The sequence below is a fragment of the Streptomyces sp. CB02056 genome (assembly GCF_001905545.1).
Lineage (GTDB): Bacteria > Actinomycetota > Actinomycetes > Streptomycetales > Streptomycetaceae > Kitasatospora.
The window spans coordinates 95,294-115,295 of sequence record NZ_LIPD01000015.1 but is presented as its reverse complement, the minus strand read 5'-3'; the positions used below and the strand labels follow the sequence as shown (position 1 = coordinate 115,295).

The following is a 20,002-nucleotide window of genomic DNA, read 5'->3' as shown; positions in this document are numbered from 1 at the left end:
CGTGTTATTGCCTCGGACCGTCGCGTTCGCGGTCCGGGCAATGCGCCCGCTTCGGATGGATGCATCCGTTTCTTTCCTCTGGTCGTCTTGTGCGGGTGCGATCACACCCGGCGGGACGCTATCAAGGGCTGCTGACGAGACGCTCGTTGATGATTCGTCACGCACCTGACCGAAGGTCATTTATCTCTCTTTTATAACTCCTTCACACACTCGGCGACACCCCTCCGCATTGACAGCATGTCGCAAAATACGGCTTTGTCTCATAAAGTCCTCCCTTCTTACTCACTCTCCGCGCCGTGTGATCACAATGTGGCATCTGTTTTCCCCCTCCCCTCAGATCCGGCCACCTCACACTCCACCGGATCGTCACCACTCGCTTGCATGATGGGGGCGCCCTCGAACCGAACAGAAAGTGAAGGGGATGCACCATCACAACGCCCGCCGAATAGGGCGAACGACCCAAAAGTCGGCGGCCGCGCTGATCGCAGCGGCCACCGTCGGAATCGCAGCGATGGGACCAATTCCCGCCCGCGCGGACAGCGGAAGAACTTCCACCACCCCTCGACCGAACACCCCTGAGCAAGAAGCTTTTTTGAAGGCTCATCAGACCAGAAAGCCTGTCGAGGTCGCGGGCCGGCAGGACGAGACGACCGACCTCGTGGCGAACCCCGACGGCAGCTTCACCCTGCGTCGGCACGCGCGGCCGGTCCGCGCGAAGGTCGGTGGGCAGTGGCAGCCGGCCGACGCCACGCTGGAGCGCCGTTCCGACGGAACCATCGCGCCGAAGGCCTCCGTCTTCCCGATGACGTTCTCCGCCGGCGGCAGCACCGCGCTGGCCACCATGCAGAAGGACGGCAAGTCCCTCGCCATCACCTGGCCGACGCCGCTGCCGCAGCCCGAGCTGAACGGCAGCACAGCCCTGTACCGCGATGTGCTGCCCGGGGTGGACCTGAAGGTCCTCGCCGAGGCCGACGGCTTCGCCCACCAGCTGGTCGTCAAGACCCGCCAGGCCGTGAACGACCCCCGCCTGGTCCAGGTCACCTACGGCCTGAAGACCGCGGGCATCACGCTCAACGCCGACAAGGACGGCCGGATCGCCGCGACCGACACGGCCGGCGGCACGGTCTTCACGGCGGAGGCCCCGCGGATGTGGGACTCCCACGCCCCGGCCGCCGCTGCCCAACAGCAGCAGCCCACCGCCACCGCCTCCCCGTTGAAGGCCAAGGCCGCACTGGCAGCGGCCCCGTCCGCCGGCAGCACCCCGCCGTCGGACCCGGCCGCCGCCGGCAGTGGCGAGCACGCGCCGAAGACGATGGCCACCGAGATCACCGCAGACACCCTGCGGGTCACCCCGGACGCCGACCTGCTGCACGGCGCCGACACCGTCTTCCCGGTCGTCATCGACCCGACGTTCACCGACGGCTGGCGCAACCGCTGGGCGGTCGTCTACTCCGCCACGCCCAACGACGCCTACCCGGACGGCAACGGCTGGCACTCCGACAACCCGGCGGACGAGCCCCGCGTCGGCTACAACGGCAGCGGCAACACCCGCTCCTACTTCGAGATGAACACCCGCGGCCTGGCCGGCGCCACCATCATGTCGGCGACCTTCCACGTCGAGGAGACCCACTCCTGGGGCTGCGACCCGGCCGCGGCGGGTAACACCGAACTCTGGGCCACCGGCCCCATCAACACCACCACGCCGACGTGGAACAACCAGGCCTCCTGGATCTGGCAGCTCGATGCCAAGGCCTTCGCCCATGGCAACCCCGGCTTCTGCCCCGGTGTGCAGGGCGCGGACTTCAGCACCGAGAACCTGCGCCAGGTCGTCCAGGGCGTCGCCGACCGGGGCGACGACAGCGTCACCTTCGGACTGCGCACCCCGGACAACTACCTCGGCAACAAGAACAGCTACAAGCGGTTCAAGAACAACCCCTGGCTGGAGATCACCTACAACCGGCCCCCCGTCCTCCACGACTACGCGGCCTGGGAGGGGCAGTGGACGCCGGGCAGCAGCAGCAACGTCAACGTACCGTGCGTCAGCGACCCGGCCGCCTGGCCCACCGTCGGCCGCAACGACGTCGTCCTGACCGCCAGGATCTCCGACCCTGACAGCGACGTCGCCCTGAGCGCCAAGTTCGAGGCCTGGGACCACGACACCGGGCAGTACATCCTGGTCGATCGGGCCTCTGCCCCCAACGGGACCTGGGCCATCACGAGGCTCGGCTGGGCCAAGATGCGTGACGGCGGCCGCTACAAGTGGCACGTTCAGGCGGAGGACGGCATCGCCGGCTCGGGTTTCGGCCGTGACTGCGGTTTCAACGTGGACAGCACCCCGCCGTCCAAGCCGACCGTCACCTCCGCCGACGGCCACAGCATCGACATCGAGGACGTGCCCGCCCGCACCCCGCGCACGGTCAAGTTCGCCTCCAGCGACCAGTTCGGCCTGAAGGGCTTCTGCTACTCCCTCAACAAGCCCCTGCCCGTGGTCAACCAGGGCTGCGGCGGGACCTGGGTGGACGCCGGCCCGGACGGGACCGCCACGGTCTCCGTGACCCCTACTCTGTGGCCGACCAACCGACTCACCGTCCAGGCCATGGACAAGGCAGGCAACCTCTCCCCCTATGACGGCTCGGACGGCGGCCCGAACTCCAGCACCAGGCTGATCACCACCGCCCGCAGCAACTTCGTCCACGACGCCACCGACGCGGCGCTCGTCGGTGACCGACCCGGGGACCTGACCGGCGACGGACACGCCGACCTGGTGGCCGCCACCAGCACCGGCGAACTCGTTCTCTACCCCGGCCGCGGCGACGGCACCTTCGACCAGCCCCGGACCGTCGCCAACCCCGGATGGTCCGGCGCCCAGATCACCCACCGGGGTGACTTCGCCAGCCAGAGCCCGGGCCAGGCATCGGACGGCTACGAGGACCTCCTCGTCAAGCAGGGCACCCGGCTCTACCTCTACCCCGGCAACGGCATGGGCGCCCCAGACGAGTCCAAGCGCACCGAACTGCTCCATCCCAGCGGGGCCGACTGGTCGGGCACCAGCCAGATCGTCGCCGCCGGGAATCTCGACACCGATCCCGGTAGTGACCTGATCGCCAAGGACGGCGACTCCCTCGTTGTCTACAGCGGTACGGCCGCAGGGCCTCTGGCCACCGAGTCCGACATCAACAAACTGAAGCCCGGCACCGTCGTCTCCGCCTCCGGCTGGAGCGACTACGACGTCCTCGCCCCCGGCGACGTCAACGGCGACGGCATCCCCGACCTGCTCGCCCGACGCAACACCACCGACCCGAACGACGCCGAGTACGGACGCGTCCGCCTCGTCCTAGGCGCCCGCAACGCCGACGGTCTCGGCTACCAGGTCGGCGCCCCCGTCACCGGCACGATCTACGCCACCGGCTTCGACCCCCAGCACCGGCCCCTGATCACGACCCCGGGCAACCTGCACGGCACCGTCGCCGACAGCGGCAAGGGCTACCGGCTGTTCACCCCGACCCCGGGCCAGTCCACCGGCGACGTCCTCGCCACCACCCCGGCCGACCCCGCCGCCCCGGTGACCTACTACACCGCCGACGGGACGGCGCAGTCCACCACCTGCCCCACCGGCTGCCTGCTGATGTACCCGGGCACGCCCACCGGGCTCGGGCAGCCGCGCCTGGCCGCCCAGGGCAACCTTCACACCGTCACGGCGCTGGACGGCGGGCAGAGCCTGCGCAGCCCGGCGACGGCGATGACACGCGCCGCCGACGGCACCCTCGTCGCGGTCAAGACCAACGCCGACGGCAGCCTATGGGCGACCAACCAGACGAGCACCACCGGCGGCTTCCGCGACTGGTACGCGCTCAGCGGCCCTGGCGTCCACACCGGGGACCCCGCGCCGATCCTGTCGCCGGCCTCCGGCGGCACCGTGCACGTCTTCGCCCGCACCCGTACCGGCCAGATCGTCGACTACGCCCAGACCGGGCCCACCTCGGCCTTCAGCCCCGCGGCGGCGGTCGGCAGTTCCGCGCCGGTGTTCGCCCAGGACCCCGCCGTCAACCTCGCCGCCAACGGCAGCATGATCGTCACCGCCGTCGACACGGCCGGCGACCTGTGGGCGACCAACCAGCCCGCGCCCGGCGCCGCGTTCGGTGCCTGGTTCAAGGTCAGCGCCAGCGGCGGCCTCACGGGTCGCTCCGCGGCCGTCCTGTCGCCCGCGGGAGGCGGGACCGCCAACCTGTTCGCCCGCACGACGAACGGGCACATCGGCTACTTCGGCCAAGGCAGCCCCACCAGCGGATACAGCCCGGGTGCCTACCTCGGCACCACCTCGCCCGTCTTCGCCGGGGACCCGAGCGTCACCACGGCCTCCAACGGCACCATGATCGTGGCCGCCATCGACGTCAACGGCGACGTCTGGGCCATCGACCAGGCCGCGCCGGGGACGCCGTTCCGCGAGTGGTACAGGATCAGCGTCAGCGGCGGCACCGGCGGCGCCACCAGCATCGTGCTGTCCGCCGGAGCCGGGGGCACCGTCAACATCGTCGCCCGCACGAGCAACGGGCACATCGCCCTGTTCGGCCAGGGCGGCCCGACCACCGGGTTCAGCACCGGCGCCTACCTCGGCAACCCGAACATGACCTTCGCCGGGGACCCGCGCGTCACACTCCTCGACAACGGGGCCATGATCGTCATGACCACCGACGTTGCAGGCACCACCTGGGCGATCGACCAACCCGCCCCTGGATCCGACTTCCGCTCCTGGTACCGGATCTGACAGCTGGCAGGAGGAAATGAGTCCGGCTGGCCTGGCAGCACACGCCAGGCCAACCGACAACTCAAGCTGACAGCGGGTGATCCGCGCCCCGCCCTGGGCAACTGTCGTCGGCTGCGGCACGCCGGGCGCGGTCGGCGGCGGGGTGCCGCACGGGGTAGGGCTGCCGGAGGCCGCGGTCGTGGCGGAGCCGCAACCCGAGGACAGCGGTGCGGCGTCAGTGGCGGCCGCGAGGTGGCGGTCAGGCGGCGGGCGGGGCATGGAGGGCTGGCGCATCGGGCGGGCCGATCACGCCCGCCGCCGGACGGCAGTGAGCCGCGCCGCTTCGCCGGCCACAGTCCTTGCCAGGGTCCACGCCCCGCCGAAAGCCGCTCCGGGGCGCGTCTCAGTCGTCGTCGCGGCTCTGGAAGTACCACTGCTGGGCTTCACCCCCGTGGAGCCGGTCGGCTCCACCGGGGCGCTGTCCTTGCCGCCGGTCAGGGACAGGGCCCTGCCGTCGCCGACCACCGCGGTCTTGAAGCGGCCCTGGTTCTCCAGCGCCACGTCCCGGTCCGCCGGGTTGTCGCTCAGGACGGCGTCGTCGCCGTCGACGGCCGGGTACCGGCCCATGCCGACGTTCCGGACGGTGTCGTACCGCCCGTTCTCCTCCACGTCCCGGTGCCGGGTGTCGAGCTCGCGCTCCTTCTGTCCGACGACCCTGTCGCCCCGGGAAGGTGCTCCCCCGCACCGGCGGGGCCGGGCGCGTCGGCCGCCCAGGGCCCACCTATGCCAGTCCCGCCGAAGACCACTCGACCGGCGGAATCCGGCGCGCAGCGCCGGTCGGCCCCTCGTGAGACTGGGAGCGCAGTCGCCTCGCGGCCGATCGGTCCGCACACGTCCGGCCTGCTGTCCGGTGGGGAGCACAGGGAGTCCGGAGCCTCGGACGGGCCTCGCGGCCGCCTCAACCCCCCTTGGGAGTGAGCCCCATGCGAACCTCTGCGTTCTCCGACGACGGACCCGGCGGACCCGACCGCCTCGGCGACACCCGCGACACCCGCGACACCCGAGCGGGCGGCGAACCGTCCGCCGGGGCGGCCGGCCGGTGCCGCCCGGCGGTGACGGCCGTCCGGGGCGGCCTGGTGTGGTTCCGCGACGACCCGTTCCTGACGCCCGAGGGCGAGGACGACGGGGACGCGCTCGTCTACGTGGAGGACGGGCTGCTGGTCTGCGAGGACGGGAAGATCGTCGCGGCCGGGGACTACGGCGACCTCGTACGCGGCCTCCCACCCGACACGAAGATCGTCCACTACCGCGACAAGCTGATCCTCCCGGGCCTCGTCAGCACCCACGTCCACTACGTGCAGACCCGGATCATCGCCGCCTACGGCAACCAACTGCTGGACTGGCTCAGAGCGGACGTCTTCCCGGAGGAGTCCCGGTTCTCCGACCCGGACTACGCCCGCGACGTCGCGGCCCTGTTCTGCGACGAGCTGCTGCGCAACGGCACGACCACGGCCCTGGTCAACTGCGCCACCTACCCGGAGTCGGTCGACGCGCTGTTCGCGGAGAGCGTCGGTCGCGGGATGCGGCTCGCGGCCGGCAAGGTGCTGATGGACAGCGAGGAGTGCGCGGCCCCGCCCGAACTGCTCGACGCCTCCCCCGAGGTGGGCTACGAGCAGTCCAGGGAGCTGATCGAACGGTGGCACGGGGTCGGCCGCAGCATCTACGCCGTCACCCCGCGGTTCGCCGTCGCCTGCACCCCCGGGATGCTGCGCGCGGCCGGGGAGCTCTGGCGGGAGTACCCCGGCACGCTCCTGCAGACCCACCTGGCGGAGAACCAGGTCGAGGTGGCGAAGGTCCACCAGCTGTTCCCGGAGTGCGAGGACTACGTCGACGTCTACGAGACGTACGGCCTGCTCGGCCCCGGCGCGGTCTTCGCCCACGCCGTGCACCTGTCCGAGCGCGAGTGGAAGCGCCTGTACGAGACCGGCAGCGGCATCGCGCACTGCCCGACGTCCAACCTCTTCCTGGGCTCCGGCCTGTTCGACATGCCCCGCGCCACCGACCCCCTCCGGCGGGTACTGGTCGGACTCGGCTCCGACGTCGGCGGCGGCACCAGCCTCTCCCTGCTCCAGACCGCGGGCGAGGCCTACAAGGTCGGCGCCCTGCGGGACTTCCCGATGACCGGGGTCAAGCTGTTCTACCTGGCGACCGTCGGCTCGGCCTCGGCGATGCGCCTCGACCACCTCGTCGGCTCACTGGAACCGGGGCACGAGGCCGACTTCATCGTCCTCGACCCGGACGCCACCCCGCTGCTCTCCGCCCGCACCTCCAACGCCGGCTCCCTCGGCGAACTCCTGTTCACCTTCGCGCTGATGGGGGACGACCGCGCCGTCCTGGCCACCTACCTCAACGGCCGGCTCGCCCACGAGCGGGACGCCGACGACGCGCCCACCGGGTCCGGGCGCGAGCCCGTCCGCCGGTTCGACGCCGGCGGGGGGAAGCGGTGGCAACGGACCTCTGAGCGCAACTACATGCGGTGGACGGTCTACGACCCCGAGACCGGCTGGTCGAAGGAGCGGGGCACCACCATCAGCGTCCCCTTCGGTCCCGGCATCGACGTGTACAAGGACTCGCTCTGGTCCCTCGGCACGGGCGGCTGGAAACCCTTCCAGATGATGTGCAACCGCTACCAGAAGGAGGACGACACCTGGTACACCAGGCTCTTCGTCAACGACGTCGAGGGCAACTACGTGCTCGCGTCCGACCAGGTCGCGGTGCAGCACGCCAACGACTTCCTGTACTGCGTGAACCACCGCACCGAGGACGACGCCCGCCTGTGGTGGACGCGCTACAACTCGGAGGGCCCCGAGCATGGTTGGTCCCCGCACCGGCCGGTGGAGGACGACCGGGACGTCGCGGTCCGGTCGACCAACCCGGCCGCGACCACCGTCTACGACGGCCTCCTGTACTGCGTGCACGACGACGAGGACGGCTTCCTGCGGTGGATCACCCACGACACCGCCACCGCGACCTGGGGCACCGACCGGCTGGTCCCCGGCGACATCGAGGTCGCCCGGGCACCGGTCGTCGAACGCTTCAAGAACGACCTGTACTGCGTGCACGACCGCGGCGGGGACGAGCTGTACCTCATCACCTACAACAGCGCGACGGACGAGTGGAGTTCCGACGAGCCCATGGTGGACACCGACGGGAACCCGATCCGCACCGGCTACCGGCCCGCCATCGCCCGGTTCAACGACTACCTGTACTGCGTCTACTTCGTCTACGAGAACGCCTACTACGGGTCGCTCTGGTGGACCCGGCTCCACGAACTCGGCGACGAGTGGAGCGTCCCGGAACACATCCCCGACGTCTACTCGAGCTCCGGGCTCGACCTCACGCCCTACTACGGCGGCCTGTACTGCATGCACCGGTTCTGAGCCGGCCCGCGCTGCCCGTCCCCGACGATCTGCCGAGGGAGAATCCCGCGGCCTTGACCGCTGCCGCGGCCGGCCCGCCCGCGCGGGACGCGGGCGGGCCGGATCGGGGACGCGGACGGTGTCGGCGGCCTCCTCGTCCATCGCGAGCAGGCCGTCCGCCCGACCGATCAGGTGCTGCCGACCGCCGTGGCCCGGCGTGGGAGGTCCCGGCCGGGTGCGGGCGGCAGCCCGATCCGGGCCGGGTCGGTGCGTTCGGCGGCGGGCGCGTCGGGGGACTTCGCGTGTTTGGCCGCGTCGACGGAACCGGGTCCGTGGATGGTGAGTTCGAAGTCCTGGTGCGCCTTGGCGTCCGGCGCGAACGGCAGGCCGATCCGGCCGTCCGCGACCAGACGGCGCACCTCGGCCCGGCTCAGGCCGAGACCGAGCTGGAGCAGCCGCTCCACCCGGACCGGCGCGGGCAGCTCGAAGCGCACCCGCACCGGGAGCGGGTTCGGGTCGTCGAGCGCGTACAGCGGCATGCGGGCCTCCAGCTCCCACGTCCCGGTCCAGTCGAGCCGGTACCGGTTCTTCGCCGCGAGCGACGCGCTCATCACCAACTCCCGCACCGCTGCCGGGTCGTTGGTCTCGTACGCCACCAGCCGGGCCGGCTCCAGCGTCGAGACGTGGGCGCGCTCGTGGACGGGCACCTTCGAGGTCCGGTCGCACGTCGCACAGCTCAGCAGCAGCCAGACGTCGAGCAGCTTGCCGTTCGCGTTGACGCGGATCTTCCCCGAGGCGCGGTGCCGCGTGCCGGGGCAGTCGGGGCAGGGCCGGACGACGGTGGGCAGGGCGGACTGACGCACGGCCCACAGGGCCTTGCGGTCGGTATTCATGTGTGTGGGGTCTTTCAGGACTCAGCAGGAGGGCATGCCGAACTCAGTCGGCGGCTCCCGCTCTCTGACGGATGCTCACGAGGGGCGCGACCGATCGCCCCGGGGCCGGTTCGTCAGGCTCCGAGGTCGATCGCGCGACAGGTACGTACTACGTGGCAGTCATCAAAAGTCCATGCGGGAGATCATGATCGGGACGGCGGCCCGCGGCAACCGGATTTCCCCGCGCCCTCGGCCGGCCCCGCCCACCTCCCGCGCCACCTCCACCGGGCGGGCGCTTGGATCTTCCCGGTCCGTGCGAGTCGCTACCGGGGTGGCAGGGGCTGATGCCGGGACGGCCATGGACGGTCGGTCGGTCAGGCGGGACGGTAGTCCGCGTGCGGTGTCGCCCGTTCCCATGCGACCTCGTAGGCCGCCAGGTACCGCTGGGCCAGGTCCGGATCGGTCCGGACCTCCATGCCGGCCTCGGCCCACCGCCCGTCCCCGGTGAAGTGGTGCAGGATCACCACCTCGTCGTCCATGACCCAGCCGTCCAGACCGGGCAGGAGCAGGTCGCCGGCGCGGGAGCGCGGCAGCCACCGCACGTCCTCCCCCGCCGCGACGTTCGGGAACGTCACGTCGTACTCGTACCGGATGTAGTCGGTCACCGGCTCGGAGACGACACGCAGACGGCGCATGGCGACCCCACGGCCAGTTGCCTCAGCCACCACGTCCAGCCACGACCGCCACCAGGACTCGCGGTCCGCCGGATCGAGCCGCTTGCCCTGCTGCCAGGCGATGAACTCGGGGTCGTCCGGCATGTAGCTGTCGCGCATCTCCAGATGCACCGCCGAGCGCCGCGCCTTGGCCAACTGCTCACGAACCGCCGTTGCCACCGTCGTTGACCTCACTGTCCGACCTGGGGATGACCTGGACCATGGCCCCGCCGGTGAAGGGCCGTCAAGGGCGTGATTGAAGCAGCGCCGGAGCCCCCGGCGCGTGGGCGGCGGGGGCTGGCGGGGTCAGGCGTCCTGGTCGGGCGGCGGGGCCGCGCGGAGGGTGGTGACGATGCCCAGGGCGACGATGGCGGTCGCGAGGGCGAGGAGGACGGCGAAGGCCGTCCCGATCAGGTATCGCACGAGGTCCTGCGCTCGGCGTCGAGGAGCAGGGTGAGGAGGTTGAGGAGAGTTGAGGCCGGCGCCGTGTTGAAGCGGACGAGGACGCGGCCGTCCATGGTCCGGTCGGTGCCGATCGAGGGGAAGATGAGGCCGAACTCGCGTCCCCGCTCCACGACTTCGTCCAGGAGGGCGCTGATGTGGTCCTCGGTGTAGTAGCGGATCCGGGGGTCGGTCGGCAGCATCGGGTGACGGCCGGGGCGGTAGATCATCAGACGGCGCCCTTCCGCAGCTCGAACCAGACGGATTTGGCACGCTCGTGCGGGTCGACACCCCAGCCGTGAGTGAGGGCGGCCACGAGCTGAAGGCCCCGGCCGGACTCGGCGAGCAGGGACAGCGGCGGGCTGGAGGGCAGCACCGGGCTCTCGTCCGTGACGGAGACCCGGAGGACGTCCCCCTCGGAGATGATCTCGACCAGCGGCGCGGGGGTTTCGGTGTGCCGCCAGGCGTTGACGAGGAGCTCGCAGAGCGCGAGCTGCGCGTCGAAGATCGGCGAGGCGGACCAGCCGACGCGGGTCATGGTGTTGCGGAGCGTCTGCCGCGCGACCGCGATGGTGGGGGTGTTGATGTGACGCATGGGAGTTCTCCCGAGGCGTGAGTGAGGGGGAACCGGCGGAACATGTGTCGCCGTGAGCCAGGCCGTGGAGAAGGACATGGCTGCTCTGCGGTGCTTGCTAGCAGGCGTTACTGACGATCCGTCGGATCGATGTGAGATCGACCCTAGCGCAGGCCAGTATCCAATTTTCCACTCTTGGGGGAAGTTCACCCTAGGGTGGTAACTGGTGGACCGCCGCTCGACGCGCGCGGCACACTGGCCACACGCACGCCTGGAAGGAAGCCATGCCGCCACGATCGAACCCAACGCTCCGTCAACGCAGGCTTGGCACTGAGCTGCGGAGAATGCGCGAACGGGCTGGCTACGGTGGCTCAGAGTTGGGCCGTATTGTCGGAATGAGTCCGGCTCAGGTCACTCAGATGGAATCAGGACGAATCGGCATCAGTGTCGACCGTCTCCGCACCATCGCCACTGCATGCCATTGCGCCAATCCCCCGCTGGTCGACGCCCTCGCCGAGATGATCGGCGAGCGTGGGCGAGGTTGGTGGGAGGAGTATCGCGAAGTCCTGACGGGAGACTTCCTCGAAGTCGCAGAGATCGAGAGCTATGCCACGGCACTCTCCACCTGCACGACCACCTACATCCCGGGCTTGCTGCAGACCGGCGCCTATGCCTCCGCAGTCTTCACGCGGGTCTGTCCCCCGCTGTCCCATGCGGAGATCGACCTCCGCACCGCCTTCCGCGTGCAACGGCAGCAGATAGTTCGCTCGGGCAAGACTCGACTCCAGGCGTTCGTCCATGAAGCCGCGCTGCGGATGCAGTTTGGTGGTCCCAAGGTCCTTGCCGAGCAGCTCGATGCGCTCCTCAAAGACTCCGAGCACCCGGGGATCTTGATCCGTGTAGTGCCATTCGCTGTCGCCACATTCCCAGGCGCTTCCGAGAACCTCACGTTCGCCAGAGGGCCGATTCCCGAGCTGGACACTGTCCAGATGGATGTTGCCCAAGGCGTCCTGTTCTTCGACTCCCCAGCAGACCTGGCCATGCATCGAACCATCTTCGATCGCTTGGACGACCTGGCACTCTCCCAGGAGAAGTCGCGGGACCTCATTCAATCTGCCAGGAAGGAAGCGGAGAACAGCAATGCCTGAGTCCCACTGGCAGAAGTCCAGCTACAGCGGCGCGACCAATGAGTGTGTGGAGGTCCGTACGGTGAGCGGCGCTGTCGAACTCCGCGAGTCCGACGAGGGCCACCTCACCCTCCGCACCACCCCCACCACCTTCGCCGCCCTCCTCCACGCCCTCAAAGCCGGCGAGTTCGACCGCCACGCCTGAACCCTGTGCGCAGGAAGTCGGCCCGCCCGACTTCCTGCGCAGACACCCCACCGAACCGCTCCGACGCCGTCGTCCACGGCGACGGGGACCGTTGTTCGCCGCCCGGCGGGCCCTTGCTCTCCGCAAGGACCCGCCGACAGAAGGACCCTGCTTCCTCAGTGATCATCACGCGGCACCCGCCAGGACCTGACGATCACCCGGTGTGCCGCCGGACCGTACACGGCGCTCTCCGCCAGCGCGTCCCATGCCCGGATGTGGAGCGCGACGTCCGCCGGATCGTCCAGCCACATCTCCGCGTGCCAGGACTCGGTGATCACCAACGTGCCGTCATGGATCGAGAACCCGACTCCCGCAGGCACTTGCAGATCGGCCTCAAAAGGAACGATACCCAACCGAACGTTCCCACCCGCCAGCCACGGCATCAAAGCCCTCATCTGGGCGGCCATCACGGCCGGCGAGCAGAGACGGGACAGGAGCGCCCCTTCCCACACCAGGAAGTGGAACGAACGCGAGCGATCGGCGAGCACCCTCTGGCGCTCCATCCGAGCCGCCACCGCCGCCTCGACATCACGGATCGAGGGATGAACCCTGGTGTATCGGGCGAGGACCGCCCGAGCGTACTCAGCCGTCTGCAGCAGGCCGGGAATGAGAGTCGGATCGAACGACTGACGATGCCCGGTCTTCTTTCCCTGCGCGGCATGCGCCTCCTGCACCGGTCGCGCGCCACCCGCGAGCTGGCGCCTCCACGACCGGTACTGCGTCTCCAGCGTCCGTAGTCGGCCCACGAGTTCGGCAGCGGCGTCAGGCCTGCCGACGGCCTCCGCCCACGCGACCAGATCCGCTGTGCCGGGCGACTGCCTTCCATTCTCCAACTTGCTGACCTTGGACTGCGGCCAACCCAACAGCGCGGCCAGGGCGCGGCCGGACAAGCCGCTCTCGGTGCGGAGTTCACGCATCCGGGCACCGAGAGCAACCCGTGCCTGCTGAAAGTCGGTGCTCACATAGCGGAAACTACCTGAGCCCGGAACTCCGCGTAGCGCACCGCGTGGTGCCAGGCGGCGTCACGGGCCTGGCAGGCGCGAAGGACCTCCAACGGGTCGGTGACCAGTTCCATGCCGACGGTGCGCTCCCCTTCGAAGTGAAAGCGCGCGACCGTGCGGGAGTCGAAGAGCCAGAAGTCCGATAGCCCGGCCAGCCCGGCGGCGTCGGCGTCCGAGCGCCACATGTACCGGATGTCCTCACCGGCCGCCACGTTGGTTCGGGCGCACGCCAGCAGGTACCGCTGCCCTTCGGTCGGCGGGTTGTCCACCAGCCGGACCCGCTCGAACCGCTTGCCCTTGTCGACCATGCGGCGCACGTTCTCGAACCAGGGGTGCCCGACCTCGCCGGCGGTGTCTCCGCTGCGGAGGAACTCGGAGTAGGAGGGCATCTGCTTGTCGGACAGATAGCCGGTCCTCGTCTCCAGCCGCCACGCGGTGTGCTCGAAGCCATCGTTGATGAACTCGGTGATCCTCTGCTGCGGCACGAACTCCGGCACGGTCGTCGACTCCCTCGGCGCGAACCTCACGAGCAGTTCGCGAGGCACGACTACGAAGCCTTCATCCTCCTTCACGTACTTGAGTTGCGCCACATCCTCCGGGTCCGTCACCGCGTATCCCTGCACCAGCACCTCGCCGGTGTCCATGTCCTCGTACAGCGTCGGACAGTCCCCGACACCAGAGGTGCTACCCACTACTTGCAGCCGCCTTGCCATGGTCCTTCTCCTGTCCGAGAGCTCGGAAGACCTCATGATCTACGCCAACTTGCTCTGCATCATGGATGATTCTCGATTATTCTCAGACGTCTCCGAACCGCCATGGCTCCTCGCATCGCGGCACCCTCGCGAGACTCGCCGATTCTTCTGACAGTGCCTCACTCTCGTGGTCCACATAGTCGAGAATCACGAATCCGATACTCGCTCAACATGGTTACCCGGGCGTTCCGGGTAAGACCGACCGACCATCAGGGGGACGACTGTGAGCCTGAACCAGGAGCGTGCGCTGGTCGGCTACGACGAGATCGAAGCCGGGGCCGAAGGCGTCGGGCAACCCGGAGCGGCGGCCGAGCTGTCGGCGAGGCTGCGCGCCTTCGAGTCAGGGACCCGTTCCTGGCGGCGGCAGTTGGCCGCCGGGCACAAGCCGGTGCAGGACACGCTGACCGCCGAGCACGACCGCTCGACGGTCATGCGCGCGTGGGAGGGCGCCATGGTCGCCGGCATGCTCCAGACGCCCGACTACGCCCGGCACGTCTTCAGCGCCTTCGTCGACCTCCACCGGTCACCGCGCGACGTCGAGGAAGCCGTACGCGCCCGCGTCCAGAGGCAGGAGAGCCTGTACCGGCCGGGCCGGAAGTACCACATCGTCATGTGGGAATCCGCGCTGCGCGGTCTGATCTGCCCCCCGGCCGTGATGGCCGCCCAACTCGACCGGCTCAGCGGCGTGATCGGGCTGGACACCGTCTCCCTGGGCATCGTCCCGTTCGAGGCCTCGCTCACCTTGCCGCCGGCCAACGGCTTCTGGATCCACGACGACCGGCTCGTCATCGTCGAGGACTGGCACGCCGAACTCTGGCTCGACCAGCCGGACAACGTGGCGCTGTACCGGCGCGTCTGGGACACGCTGGCCGGCTCCGCCGTCTACGGCGCCGACGCCCACCGGGTCATCGCGCGGTGCCGCCGGGCTCTCGGGGACGTGTGAGGAATCCCCGCGAACTCCGCTCCCAGCGGCTCGAATACCCGAGAATCACGCGCCCGCCCTCGAATCGGACACGCCTAACGTGCTCACTGACACCCGTGAGCAGCACGGGAGTCGACCGAAAGCAAAAAGGGGAAGCGCATGCCCGAGTTCGACGGTGGCAAGCACGGTGGCGGCCAGGGCAACGGCCAGGGCGGCGGTCAGCAGGACGACTCCAGCAGCGGCAACAAGCACGGTGGCGGCGGCAGCGACGAGGGCGGGAACACCTCGGACGGCAGCGGCCCGGCGTCCGGGCACTGACGCGTGAGCGACCGGCACGAAGCGGAGGCCGGCCGGGCCAGGCTGGCCTCCGCGCTCATCGCGAACGGATCCCTCGCCCCCGACTGGCTGGCGTCGTACCACGCCGTTCCGCGCCACTGGTTCGTCCCTGACCTGATCTGGCCGGGCCGGGCGGACGGGGTGCGCCAGGGCGAGTCCGTGCACCGCTTCGCCGATCCGGACGGGTGGTTGGGCGCCGTCTACTCCGACGCGCCGCTCACCACGCAGTGGGACGACGGCGAGCACAGCGGGTTCGACCGCGGCACCGTGCCCACCTCGTCCAGCTCCATGCCGACGATGGTGTTCTCCATGCTCGCCGCCCTGGGCATGGCGGACGGCGACCGGGTGCTGGAGATCGGCACCGGCACCGGGTGGAACGCCGCTCTGCTCTCCCACCGCGCGGGGGCCGGGAACGTCGTCTCGGTCGAGGTGGACGAGGACAGCGCGGCCGCCGCACGGCACCGGCTCGCCCGCGCCGGGTACCGGCCCCGGCTCGTGGTGGGCGACGGCTCGGAGGGCTTCGCCGACGGCCCGCCGTTCGACCGGGTGATCGCCACCTGCTCGGTCCACCGGATTCCGTACGCCTGGATCGAGCAGTCCCGGCCCGGCGCTGTGATCGTCGCCCCGTGGGCGCCCGAGTACGGCGGGGAGGCCGTCGTCCGGCTCACGGTCGGCGACGACGGCACGGCGAGCGGCCGGTTCGTCAGGTCGTCCGCCTTCATGCGGCTGCGCCGGCAGCGGACCGTTCGGCCCGGCAGCCTGGAGTACCTGTCCGGGCCGTGGCCGGCCGACGGGGCGGTCTCGTCGACGGCCCTCTCCCCCGACGCCGTCGGCGGGTGGCCGGCCATGTTCGCCATCGGCGTGCAGGTGCCCGGCGCGTTCCCGCTGACCGAGCGGTACGCCGACGGCACGTACACGCTGTGGCTCCACGACACGGCCGTCACGTCCTGGGCCACCGCCGACTGGGAGCCCGGCCGGACCGCCTACGAGGTGGTGCAGTCCGGCCCCCGCGGCCTGTGGGACGAGGTGGAGGCGGCCTGGCGCTGGTGGCGTCGCCGGGGGCACCCCGGCTTCGAGCGGTTCGGGCTCACCGCCACGCCCGAGGGGCAGACGGTGTGGCTGGACAGTCCGGACAACCCCGTACCGGCGCCGCACTGACCGGAGTGGGAAGTCGGCCCGGCCGACTTCCCACTCCGCACCCCTCGCCCTCCCCCGGGCGGGGGCGCGCCCGGGCGTACGTCTACACGGCTCCGCCGAGCCGCTGGTAGAGGACGTGCCGGGACTGCCGGGTGCGGCTCACGAGGCCGGCCCGGTGGAGGATCTGCAGGTGGTACGAGGCCGTGGCCGGGCTCAGGTACAGCCGCTGCGCGAGCTCCGTCGTGGAACGCGGCTGGCTCAGCTCCGCCAGCAGCCTGCGCCGCATCGCGCCGATCAGCGGGTGGTCCCGCTCGGGCGCCAGGCAGTCCACCGGCCCCGCCGGGTAGACGATCAGCGGGGTGCGCGGCGCCGGCACGCCGGGCGGCTCGCCCGCGCAGAACAGCGCCCAGTCGACGAAGACGCTCGGCGTCAGGATCACCCCGTCCGCGTCCACCGTCAGCCGGTGGATGCTGCCCGTCCGCAGGTGCACGATCAGCTCGCCCTCGCGCCACTCCAGGTTCGGCGCCAGGTGGTTGAGCGCCTCGGCGAGCCCGCACCGGGCGATCTCCGACGCCCGCGCGGTGACGTCGGCCTCCAGCCTGGCCCGGATCCCCGGCCACGACGTCGCCAGTGCCCCGTGCCAGAACCGCGCCATCTCGTCGGCGAGGCGGCGCGCGACGTACTCCTCCCCCCGCTCCAGGGCCCGCAGCAGCTGCCGCGGCGGCGGGTGGCCGGAACCCCGGTCCCACGCGTGCCCGTTGACGGCCCCCGCCAGTTCGTAGTGGACCCGTTCCCGCGGGGTCGTCGCGATCTGGTGCAGCGCCGTGTCGATGTCGGTCAGGAACGCCGGGGGCTCCGGCCGGATGAAGTCCGGCGCGTACCCGAGCGGACCGCCGCCGCCGACCACGGCCAGCAGCCCCAGCCGGTTGCGGGACAGCGCCTCCGTCGCCCTGGCCCGCCACTGCGGGGTGAGCGTGCCCGGGCTGAAGCCGACGAGGCGCAGCAGGTCCTTCGCCGCGCCCACCGGTGAGACCGCGAACCTGACGCCCCCCAACCCCCGGGCCCCCAGGCGGATCCGGATCACGAGTGCTCCCCCTTCGCCAGCCCCTTCGAAAGAAATCGAATCATTCGATCGGTCGATCGGCTTGGCGTTTGCTGGATTCACCGCACAGTCCAGCCCCGAGAGGAACAGGACCCGTGATCGTTCACAAGAAGCTGGCCGCCGTCGCCGTCGCCACGGCAGCCCTCGTCGTCGGCGCCACGGGCGCGGCGTCCGCCCAGGGCGCCGGGTCGGCCGAGTCCGCCGGTGGTGCCGGTCACGTGGCCTGGAGCCAGGGCCAGGCGCCCGGCACCCAGTCCGGCACCCAGGCCGGCGCGCTCACCGCCGGCCTCTACGTCCGGATCTACAGCCTGTACCGGGGGACCACCGGCCAGTGCCTGGACGCCGACGCCACCAACGGCGGCAACGGCACCCGGGTGCAGGTGTGGGGGTGTAACGGCACCGCCCAGCAGGAGTGGTTCCTGTCCACCGACGGCAGCCTGGAGAACGTGCGGTTCCCGGGCATGTGCCTGGACGCCGACACCAACGGCGGCGGCGGCAACGGCACCCGGGTGCAGCTGTGGCAGTGCAACGGCACCACCCAGCAGAAGTGGTACCACCCCTCCGGGGACCTGGCCATCTACAACGTCCGCTACAACAACGGCAACAACACCGTGCTGGACCGCGACATCAACGTCGCCGGCGACGGCGCCCAGACCCAGCTGTGGGTCAAGAACTTCCAGTCCCAGCAGTGGTGGGACATCCGCACCGCGTGACGCCGACCCGGAGGAGACCACCCATGGCAACCAGTGGCCACAGCACAGCGGCCTGGCCCCGGACGAGGCTCGGCACGGGGGCCCTCGGGCTCCTCGCCGCGCTCGCGTTCGCCGTCGGGGCGACGCCGGCCTCGGCGTCGGCGCCGACCGCGACGGGGCAGGGCGGCGCAGCCTCGTCCCCCTCGGTCAGGGACGGGGAGATCGTGGAGCTCTGGAACTACAACAGCCAGCACTGCCTGTCGGTCGGGGCCGGGAGCACGGCGGGCGGGGCCGGGATCATCCAGTGGTCCTGCTACGGCGGCGCCGAGCAGTACTGGGGCCTCTACCCGATGCCGAACTCCGGTGGCGGCTACGAGATCGTGAACAGGAACAGCGGCAAGTGCCTGGCCGATCCGGCGAGTTCGCCGAACGCCGGCGTCCAGCTGATCCAGTACGGCTGCGACAAGGGGCCGGAGCAGACCTGGTACTTCGGCTCGAACCCGGACACGGGCTTCGCGCAGATCAGCAACCGGGCGAGCGGCCTGTGCGCCGCGGTCGGCGGTTCGAGCACGACGCCGGGCGCCCCGGTCGTCCAGTGGCCCTGCACCGGCGGCTCCGAGCAGCGGTGGACGACGTCCGGTTGACGGCCGGACGACCGGACGGCCGCCGGTGACCGGGTCTCGCGGCTTCTCCCCCACGAAGCCGCGAGACCCTGCCCGACGCGGCCCGGCCCGACACAGCCCCGGCGGGCGGCTGCCCGTCCGTCAGAGGTGGTCGGCGTCCAGGACGGCCCGGGCGAAGGCCTCGGGTGCCTCCTGGGGGACGTTGTGGCCGACCTCGGGCAGGGTGCGGTGGAGGTACGGCCCGGTGAAGAGGTCGCGGTAGGAGGCGCCGTCGCCGGGGGCGGTGAAGGGGTCGCGGCCGGGGTCGAGGGTGACGGTGGGCACGGCGATCCGGGGGCGGGCGGCGAGCCGGTGCTCCAGCTGGTCGTAGCGGCGCTCGCCGTCGGCCAGGCCCAGGCGCCAGCGGTAGTTGTGGATGACGATCGCCGCGTAGTCGGGGTTGTCGAAGGCGGCGGCGGTGCGCTCGAAGACGGCGTCGTCGAAGGCCCAGGTCGGCGAGACCTGCCGCCACACCAGGCGGCACAGCTCGCGGCGCCTGTCCCGGTCCTCCATGGCGAGGCGCCCGCGTTCGGTGGCGAAGTAGAACTGGTACCACCAGGTGTGCTCGGCGGCGGGTGCCAGCGGCTCCTTCTGCGCCTCGACGTCGGTGATCAGGTAGCCGCCGACCGAGACCAGGGCCCTGACCCGCTCGGGCCACAGCGCGGCGATGATGTCGGCGGTGCGCGAGCCCCAGTCGAAGCCGGCCAGCACGGCCCGCCGGACGCCCAGCGCGTCCATCAGGGCGAGCACGTCGAGGGCGACGGCGGACTGCTGGGCGTTGCGCACCGTGCGGTCGGACAGGAAGCGGGTGCTGCCGTGGCCGCGCAGGTAGGGGACGATCACGCGGTAGCCCCGGGCGGCGAGCAGCGGGGCGACGTCGACGTAGCTGTGGATGTCGTACGGCCAGCCGTGCAGGCAGATCACGGCGGGGCCGTCGGCCGGCCCGTCCTCGGCGTAGCCGACATCGAGCACGCCTGCCCGGACCCGGGCCAGGCGGGAGAAACCGGTCCGGCCGGGCACGGGGGACCCGGCCGGACCAGCGGGGGCGGCAACCCCGGCAACCCCGGCGGCCGGTGGCAGGGCGGCCAGGGACAGCGCGGTGGTGCCCGCGCCGAGTCCGACGGCCCTGGTGAAGGTGCGCCTGTCGATCATTCCGGTTCCTCCGCCTTCGCGAACATGCCGCCCGGGAGCATGAACTGACGGTTCGTCAACGTACCGGACCGCCGCCGGGTGCCGTGGGCAGCACCCCGGGACGGCCGGGGCA

General features: G+C 70.9%; 18 protein-coding genes. 9 read left to right on the top strand and 9 right to left on the bottom strand.

Features of this window, described 5'->3' with window-relative positions; genetic code table 11:
* The first annotated feature begins 592 nt into the window (after window positions 1-592).
* Window positions 593-4,765 (top strand): hypothetical protein, encoded by a 4,173-nt coding sequence (locus AMK13_RS33185; protein WP_143204691.1) that lies wholly within the window; start codon window positions 593-595, stop codon window positions 4,763-4,765.
* A 285-nt stretch (window positions 4,766-5,050) separates the two neighbouring features.
* Here the strand turns inward: AMK13_RS33185 and AMK13_RS33180 are convergent, their stop codons facing one another.
* A complete protein-coding gene (locus AMK13_RS33180; RefSeq protein ID WP_074005368.1) occupies window positions 5,051-5,413 on the bottom strand; it encodes a hypothetical protein in 363 nt (120 codons plus the stop codon).
* Window positions 5,414-5,727: 314 nt separating this feature from the next.
* Here AMK13_RS33180 and guaD point away from each other — a divergent pair, with 314 nt between their 5' ends.
* Window positions 5,728-8,184 carry a guanine deaminase gene (gene guaD, locus AMK13_RS33175; protein ID WP_079272719.1) on the top strand — a complete coding sequence of 819 codons (2,457 nt, stop codon included), beginning with the start codon at window positions 5,728-5,730 and terminating at the stop codon, window positions 8,182-8,184.
* Window positions 8,185-8,351: 167 nt separating this feature from the next.
* Here the strand turns inward: guaD and AMK13_RS33170 are convergent, their stop codons facing one another.
* From AMK13_RS33170 to AMK13_RS33155, 4 genes are all read right to left on the bottom strand, one after another.
* Window positions 8,352-9,056, bottom strand: a complete 705-nt coding sequence (locus AMK13_RS33170) for a DUF1062 domain-containing protein (RefSeq protein ID WP_074005367.1) — start codon at window positions 9,054-9,056, stop codon at window positions 8,352-8,354.
* A 353-nt stretch (window positions 9,057-9,409) separates the two neighbouring features.
* Window positions 9,410-9,928, bottom strand: a complete 519-nt coding sequence (locus AMK13_RS33165) for a DUF6879 family protein (protein ID WP_338016361.1) — start codon at window positions 9,926-9,928, stop codon at window positions 9,410-9,412.
* Window positions 9,929-10,158: 230 nt separating this feature from the next.
* A complete protein-coding gene (locus tag AMK13_RS33160; protein WP_049649547.1) occupies window positions 10,159-10,419 on the bottom strand; it encodes a hypothetical protein in 261 nt (86 codons plus the stop codon).
* Entirely contained in the window at window positions 10,419-10,784 is a 366-nt protein-coding gene (locus tag AMK13_RS33155) for an ATP-binding protein (protein WP_074005366.1), read from the bottom strand. Before AMK13_RS33155 ends, AMK13_RS33160 begins: the two co-directional genes overlap by 1 nt.
* A 263-nt stretch (window positions 10,785-11,047) precedes the next feature.
* Between AMK13_RS33155 and AMK13_RS33150 the strand changes: the two genes are divergently transcribed.
* Both AMK13_RS33150 and AMK13_RS33145 read left to right on the top strand, forming a co-directional pair.
* On the top strand, window positions 11,048-11,911 hold the full coding sequence (locus tag AMK13_RS33150) for a helix-turn-helix domain-containing protein (protein WP_074005365.1): 864 nt from the start codon (window positions 11,048-11,050) through the stop codon (window positions 11,909-11,911).
* Window positions 11,904-12,095, top strand: a complete 192-nt coding sequence (locus AMK13_RS33145; RefSeq protein ID WP_074005364.1) for a DUF397 domain-containing protein — start codon at window positions 11,904-11,906, stop codon at window positions 12,093-12,095. The genes AMK13_RS33150 and AMK13_RS33145 overlap by 8 nt, the downstream gene beginning before the upstream one ends.
* Window positions 12,096-12,250: 155 nt before the next feature.
* Here the strand turns inward: AMK13_RS33145 and AMK13_RS33140 are convergent, their stop codons facing one another.
* Window positions 12,251-13,096: a helix-turn-helix domain-containing protein gene (locus AMK13_RS33140; RefSeq protein ID WP_074005363.1), complete on the bottom strand. Its 846-nt coding sequence runs from the start codon at window positions 13,094-13,096 to the stop codon at window positions 12,251-12,253.
* On the bottom strand, window positions 13,093-13,848 hold the full coding sequence (locus AMK13_RS33135) for a DUF6879 family protein (RefSeq protein ID WP_074005362.1): 756 nt from the start codon (window positions 13,846-13,848) through the stop codon (window positions 13,093-13,095). Before AMK13_RS33135 ends, AMK13_RS33140 begins: the two co-directional genes overlap by 4 nt.
* Before the next feature lie 262 nt (window positions 13,849-14,110).
* Here AMK13_RS33135 and AMK13_RS33130 point away from each other — a divergent pair, with 262 nt between their 5' ends.
* The 3 genes from AMK13_RS33130 to AMK13_RS33125 all read left to right on the top strand — a co-directional run bounded on the left by AMK13_RS33130 (window position 14,111) and on the right by AMK13_RS33125 (window position 16,303).
* Complete coding sequence (locus AMK13_RS33130) at window positions 14,111-14,830, top strand: DUF5753 domain-containing protein (RefSeq protein ID WP_241853137.1); 720 nt, start codon at window positions 14,111-14,113, stop codon at window positions 14,828-14,830.
* 138 nt (window positions 14,831-14,968) lie between these two features.
* Window positions 14,969-15,127, top strand: a complete 159-nt coding sequence (locus tag AMK13_RS44325; protein WP_181970350.1) for a hypothetical protein — start codon at window positions 14,969-14,971, stop codon at window positions 15,125-15,127.
* A gap of 3 nt (window positions 15,128-15,130) precedes the next feature.
* The gene (locus tag AMK13_RS33125; RefSeq protein ID WP_198959487.1) at window positions 15,131-16,303 is read left to right on the top strand and encodes a methyltransferase domain-containing protein; all 1,173 of its coding nucleotides are present in this window, start codon (window positions 15,131-15,133) and stop codon (window positions 16,301-16,303) included.
* A gap of 82 nt (window positions 16,304-16,385) precedes the next feature.
* Here AMK13_RS33125 and AMK13_RS33120 read toward each other — a convergent pair whose 3' ends face one another.
* Complete coding sequence (locus tag AMK13_RS33120; protein WP_074005360.1) at window positions 16,386-17,366, bottom strand: ArsR/SmtB family transcription factor; 981 nt, start codon at window positions 17,364-17,366, stop codon at window positions 16,386-16,388.
* A gap of 113 nt (window positions 17,367-17,479) precedes the next feature.
* On the opposite strand from AMK13_RS33120, the gene AMK13_RS33115 reads away from it, so the two are divergent.
* Entirely contained in the window at window positions 17,480-18,097 is a 618-nt protein-coding gene (locus AMK13_RS33115) for an RICIN domain-containing protein (RefSeq protein ID WP_074005359.1), read from the top strand.
* A gap of 23 nt (window positions 18,098-18,120) precedes the next feature.
* Window positions 18,121-18,720 (top strand): RICIN domain-containing protein, encoded by a 600-nt coding sequence (locus AMK13_RS33110; RefSeq protein ID WP_074005358.1) that lies wholly within the window; start codon window positions 18,121-18,123, stop codon window positions 18,718-18,720.
* A 120-nt stretch (window positions 18,721-18,840) separates the two neighbouring features.
* On the opposite strand, the gene AMK13_RS33105 is transcribed toward AMK13_RS33110, so the two are convergent.
* Window positions 18,841-19,890, bottom strand: coding sequence for an alpha/beta fold hydrolase (locus AMK13_RS33105; RefSeq protein ID WP_074005357.1), 1,050 nt, complete (start codon window positions 19,888-19,890; stop codon window positions 18,841-18,843).
* Window positions 19,891-20,002: the final 112 nt, after the last annotated feature.

What these genes read in the sequence shown, in the direction of transcription:
- guaD (WP_079272719.1), top strand. Translation starts at nt 5,728, where the DNA reads ATGCGAACCTCTGCGTTCTCCGACGACGGACCCGGCGGACCCGACCGC.
- AMK13_RS33170 (WP_074005367.1), bottom strand. Translation starts at nt 9,056, where the DNA reads ATGAATACCGACCGCAAGGCCCTGTGGGCCGTGCGTCAGTCCGCCCTG.
- AMK13_RS33160 (WP_049649547.1), bottom strand. Translation starts at nt 10,419, where the DNA reads ATGATCTACCGCCCCGGCCGTCACCCGATGCTGCCGACCGACCCCCGG.
- AMK13_RS33155 (WP_074005366.1), bottom strand. Translation starts at nt 10,784, where the DNA reads ATGCGTCACATCAACACCCCCACCATCGCGGTCGCGCGGCAGACGCTC.
- AMK13_RS33150 (WP_074005365.1), top strand. Translation starts at nt 11,048, where the DNA reads ATGCCGCCACGATCGAACCCAACGCTCCGTCAACGCAGGCTTGGCACT.
- AMK13_RS33145 (WP_074005364.1), top strand. Translation starts at nt 11,904, where the DNA reads ATGCCTGAGTCCCACTGGCAGAAGTCCAGCTACAGCGGCGCGACCAAT.
- AMK13_RS33135 (WP_074005362.1), bottom strand. Translation starts at nt 13,848, where the DNA reads ATGGCAAGGCGGCTGCAAGTAGTGGGTAGCACCTCTGGTGTCGGGGAC.
- AMK13_RS44325 (WP_181970350.1), top strand. Translation starts at nt 14,969, where the DNA reads ATGCCCGAGTTCGACGGTGGCAAGCACGGTGGCGGCCAGGGCAACGGC.
- AMK13_RS33110 (WP_074005358.1), top strand. Translation starts at nt 18,121, where the DNA reads ATGGCAACCAGTGGCCACAGCACAGCGGCCTGGCCCCGGACGAGGCTC.
- AMK13_RS33105 (WP_074005357.1), bottom strand. Translation starts at nt 19,890, where the DNA reads ATGATCGACAGGCGCACCTTCACCAGGGCCGTCGGACTCGGCGCGGGC.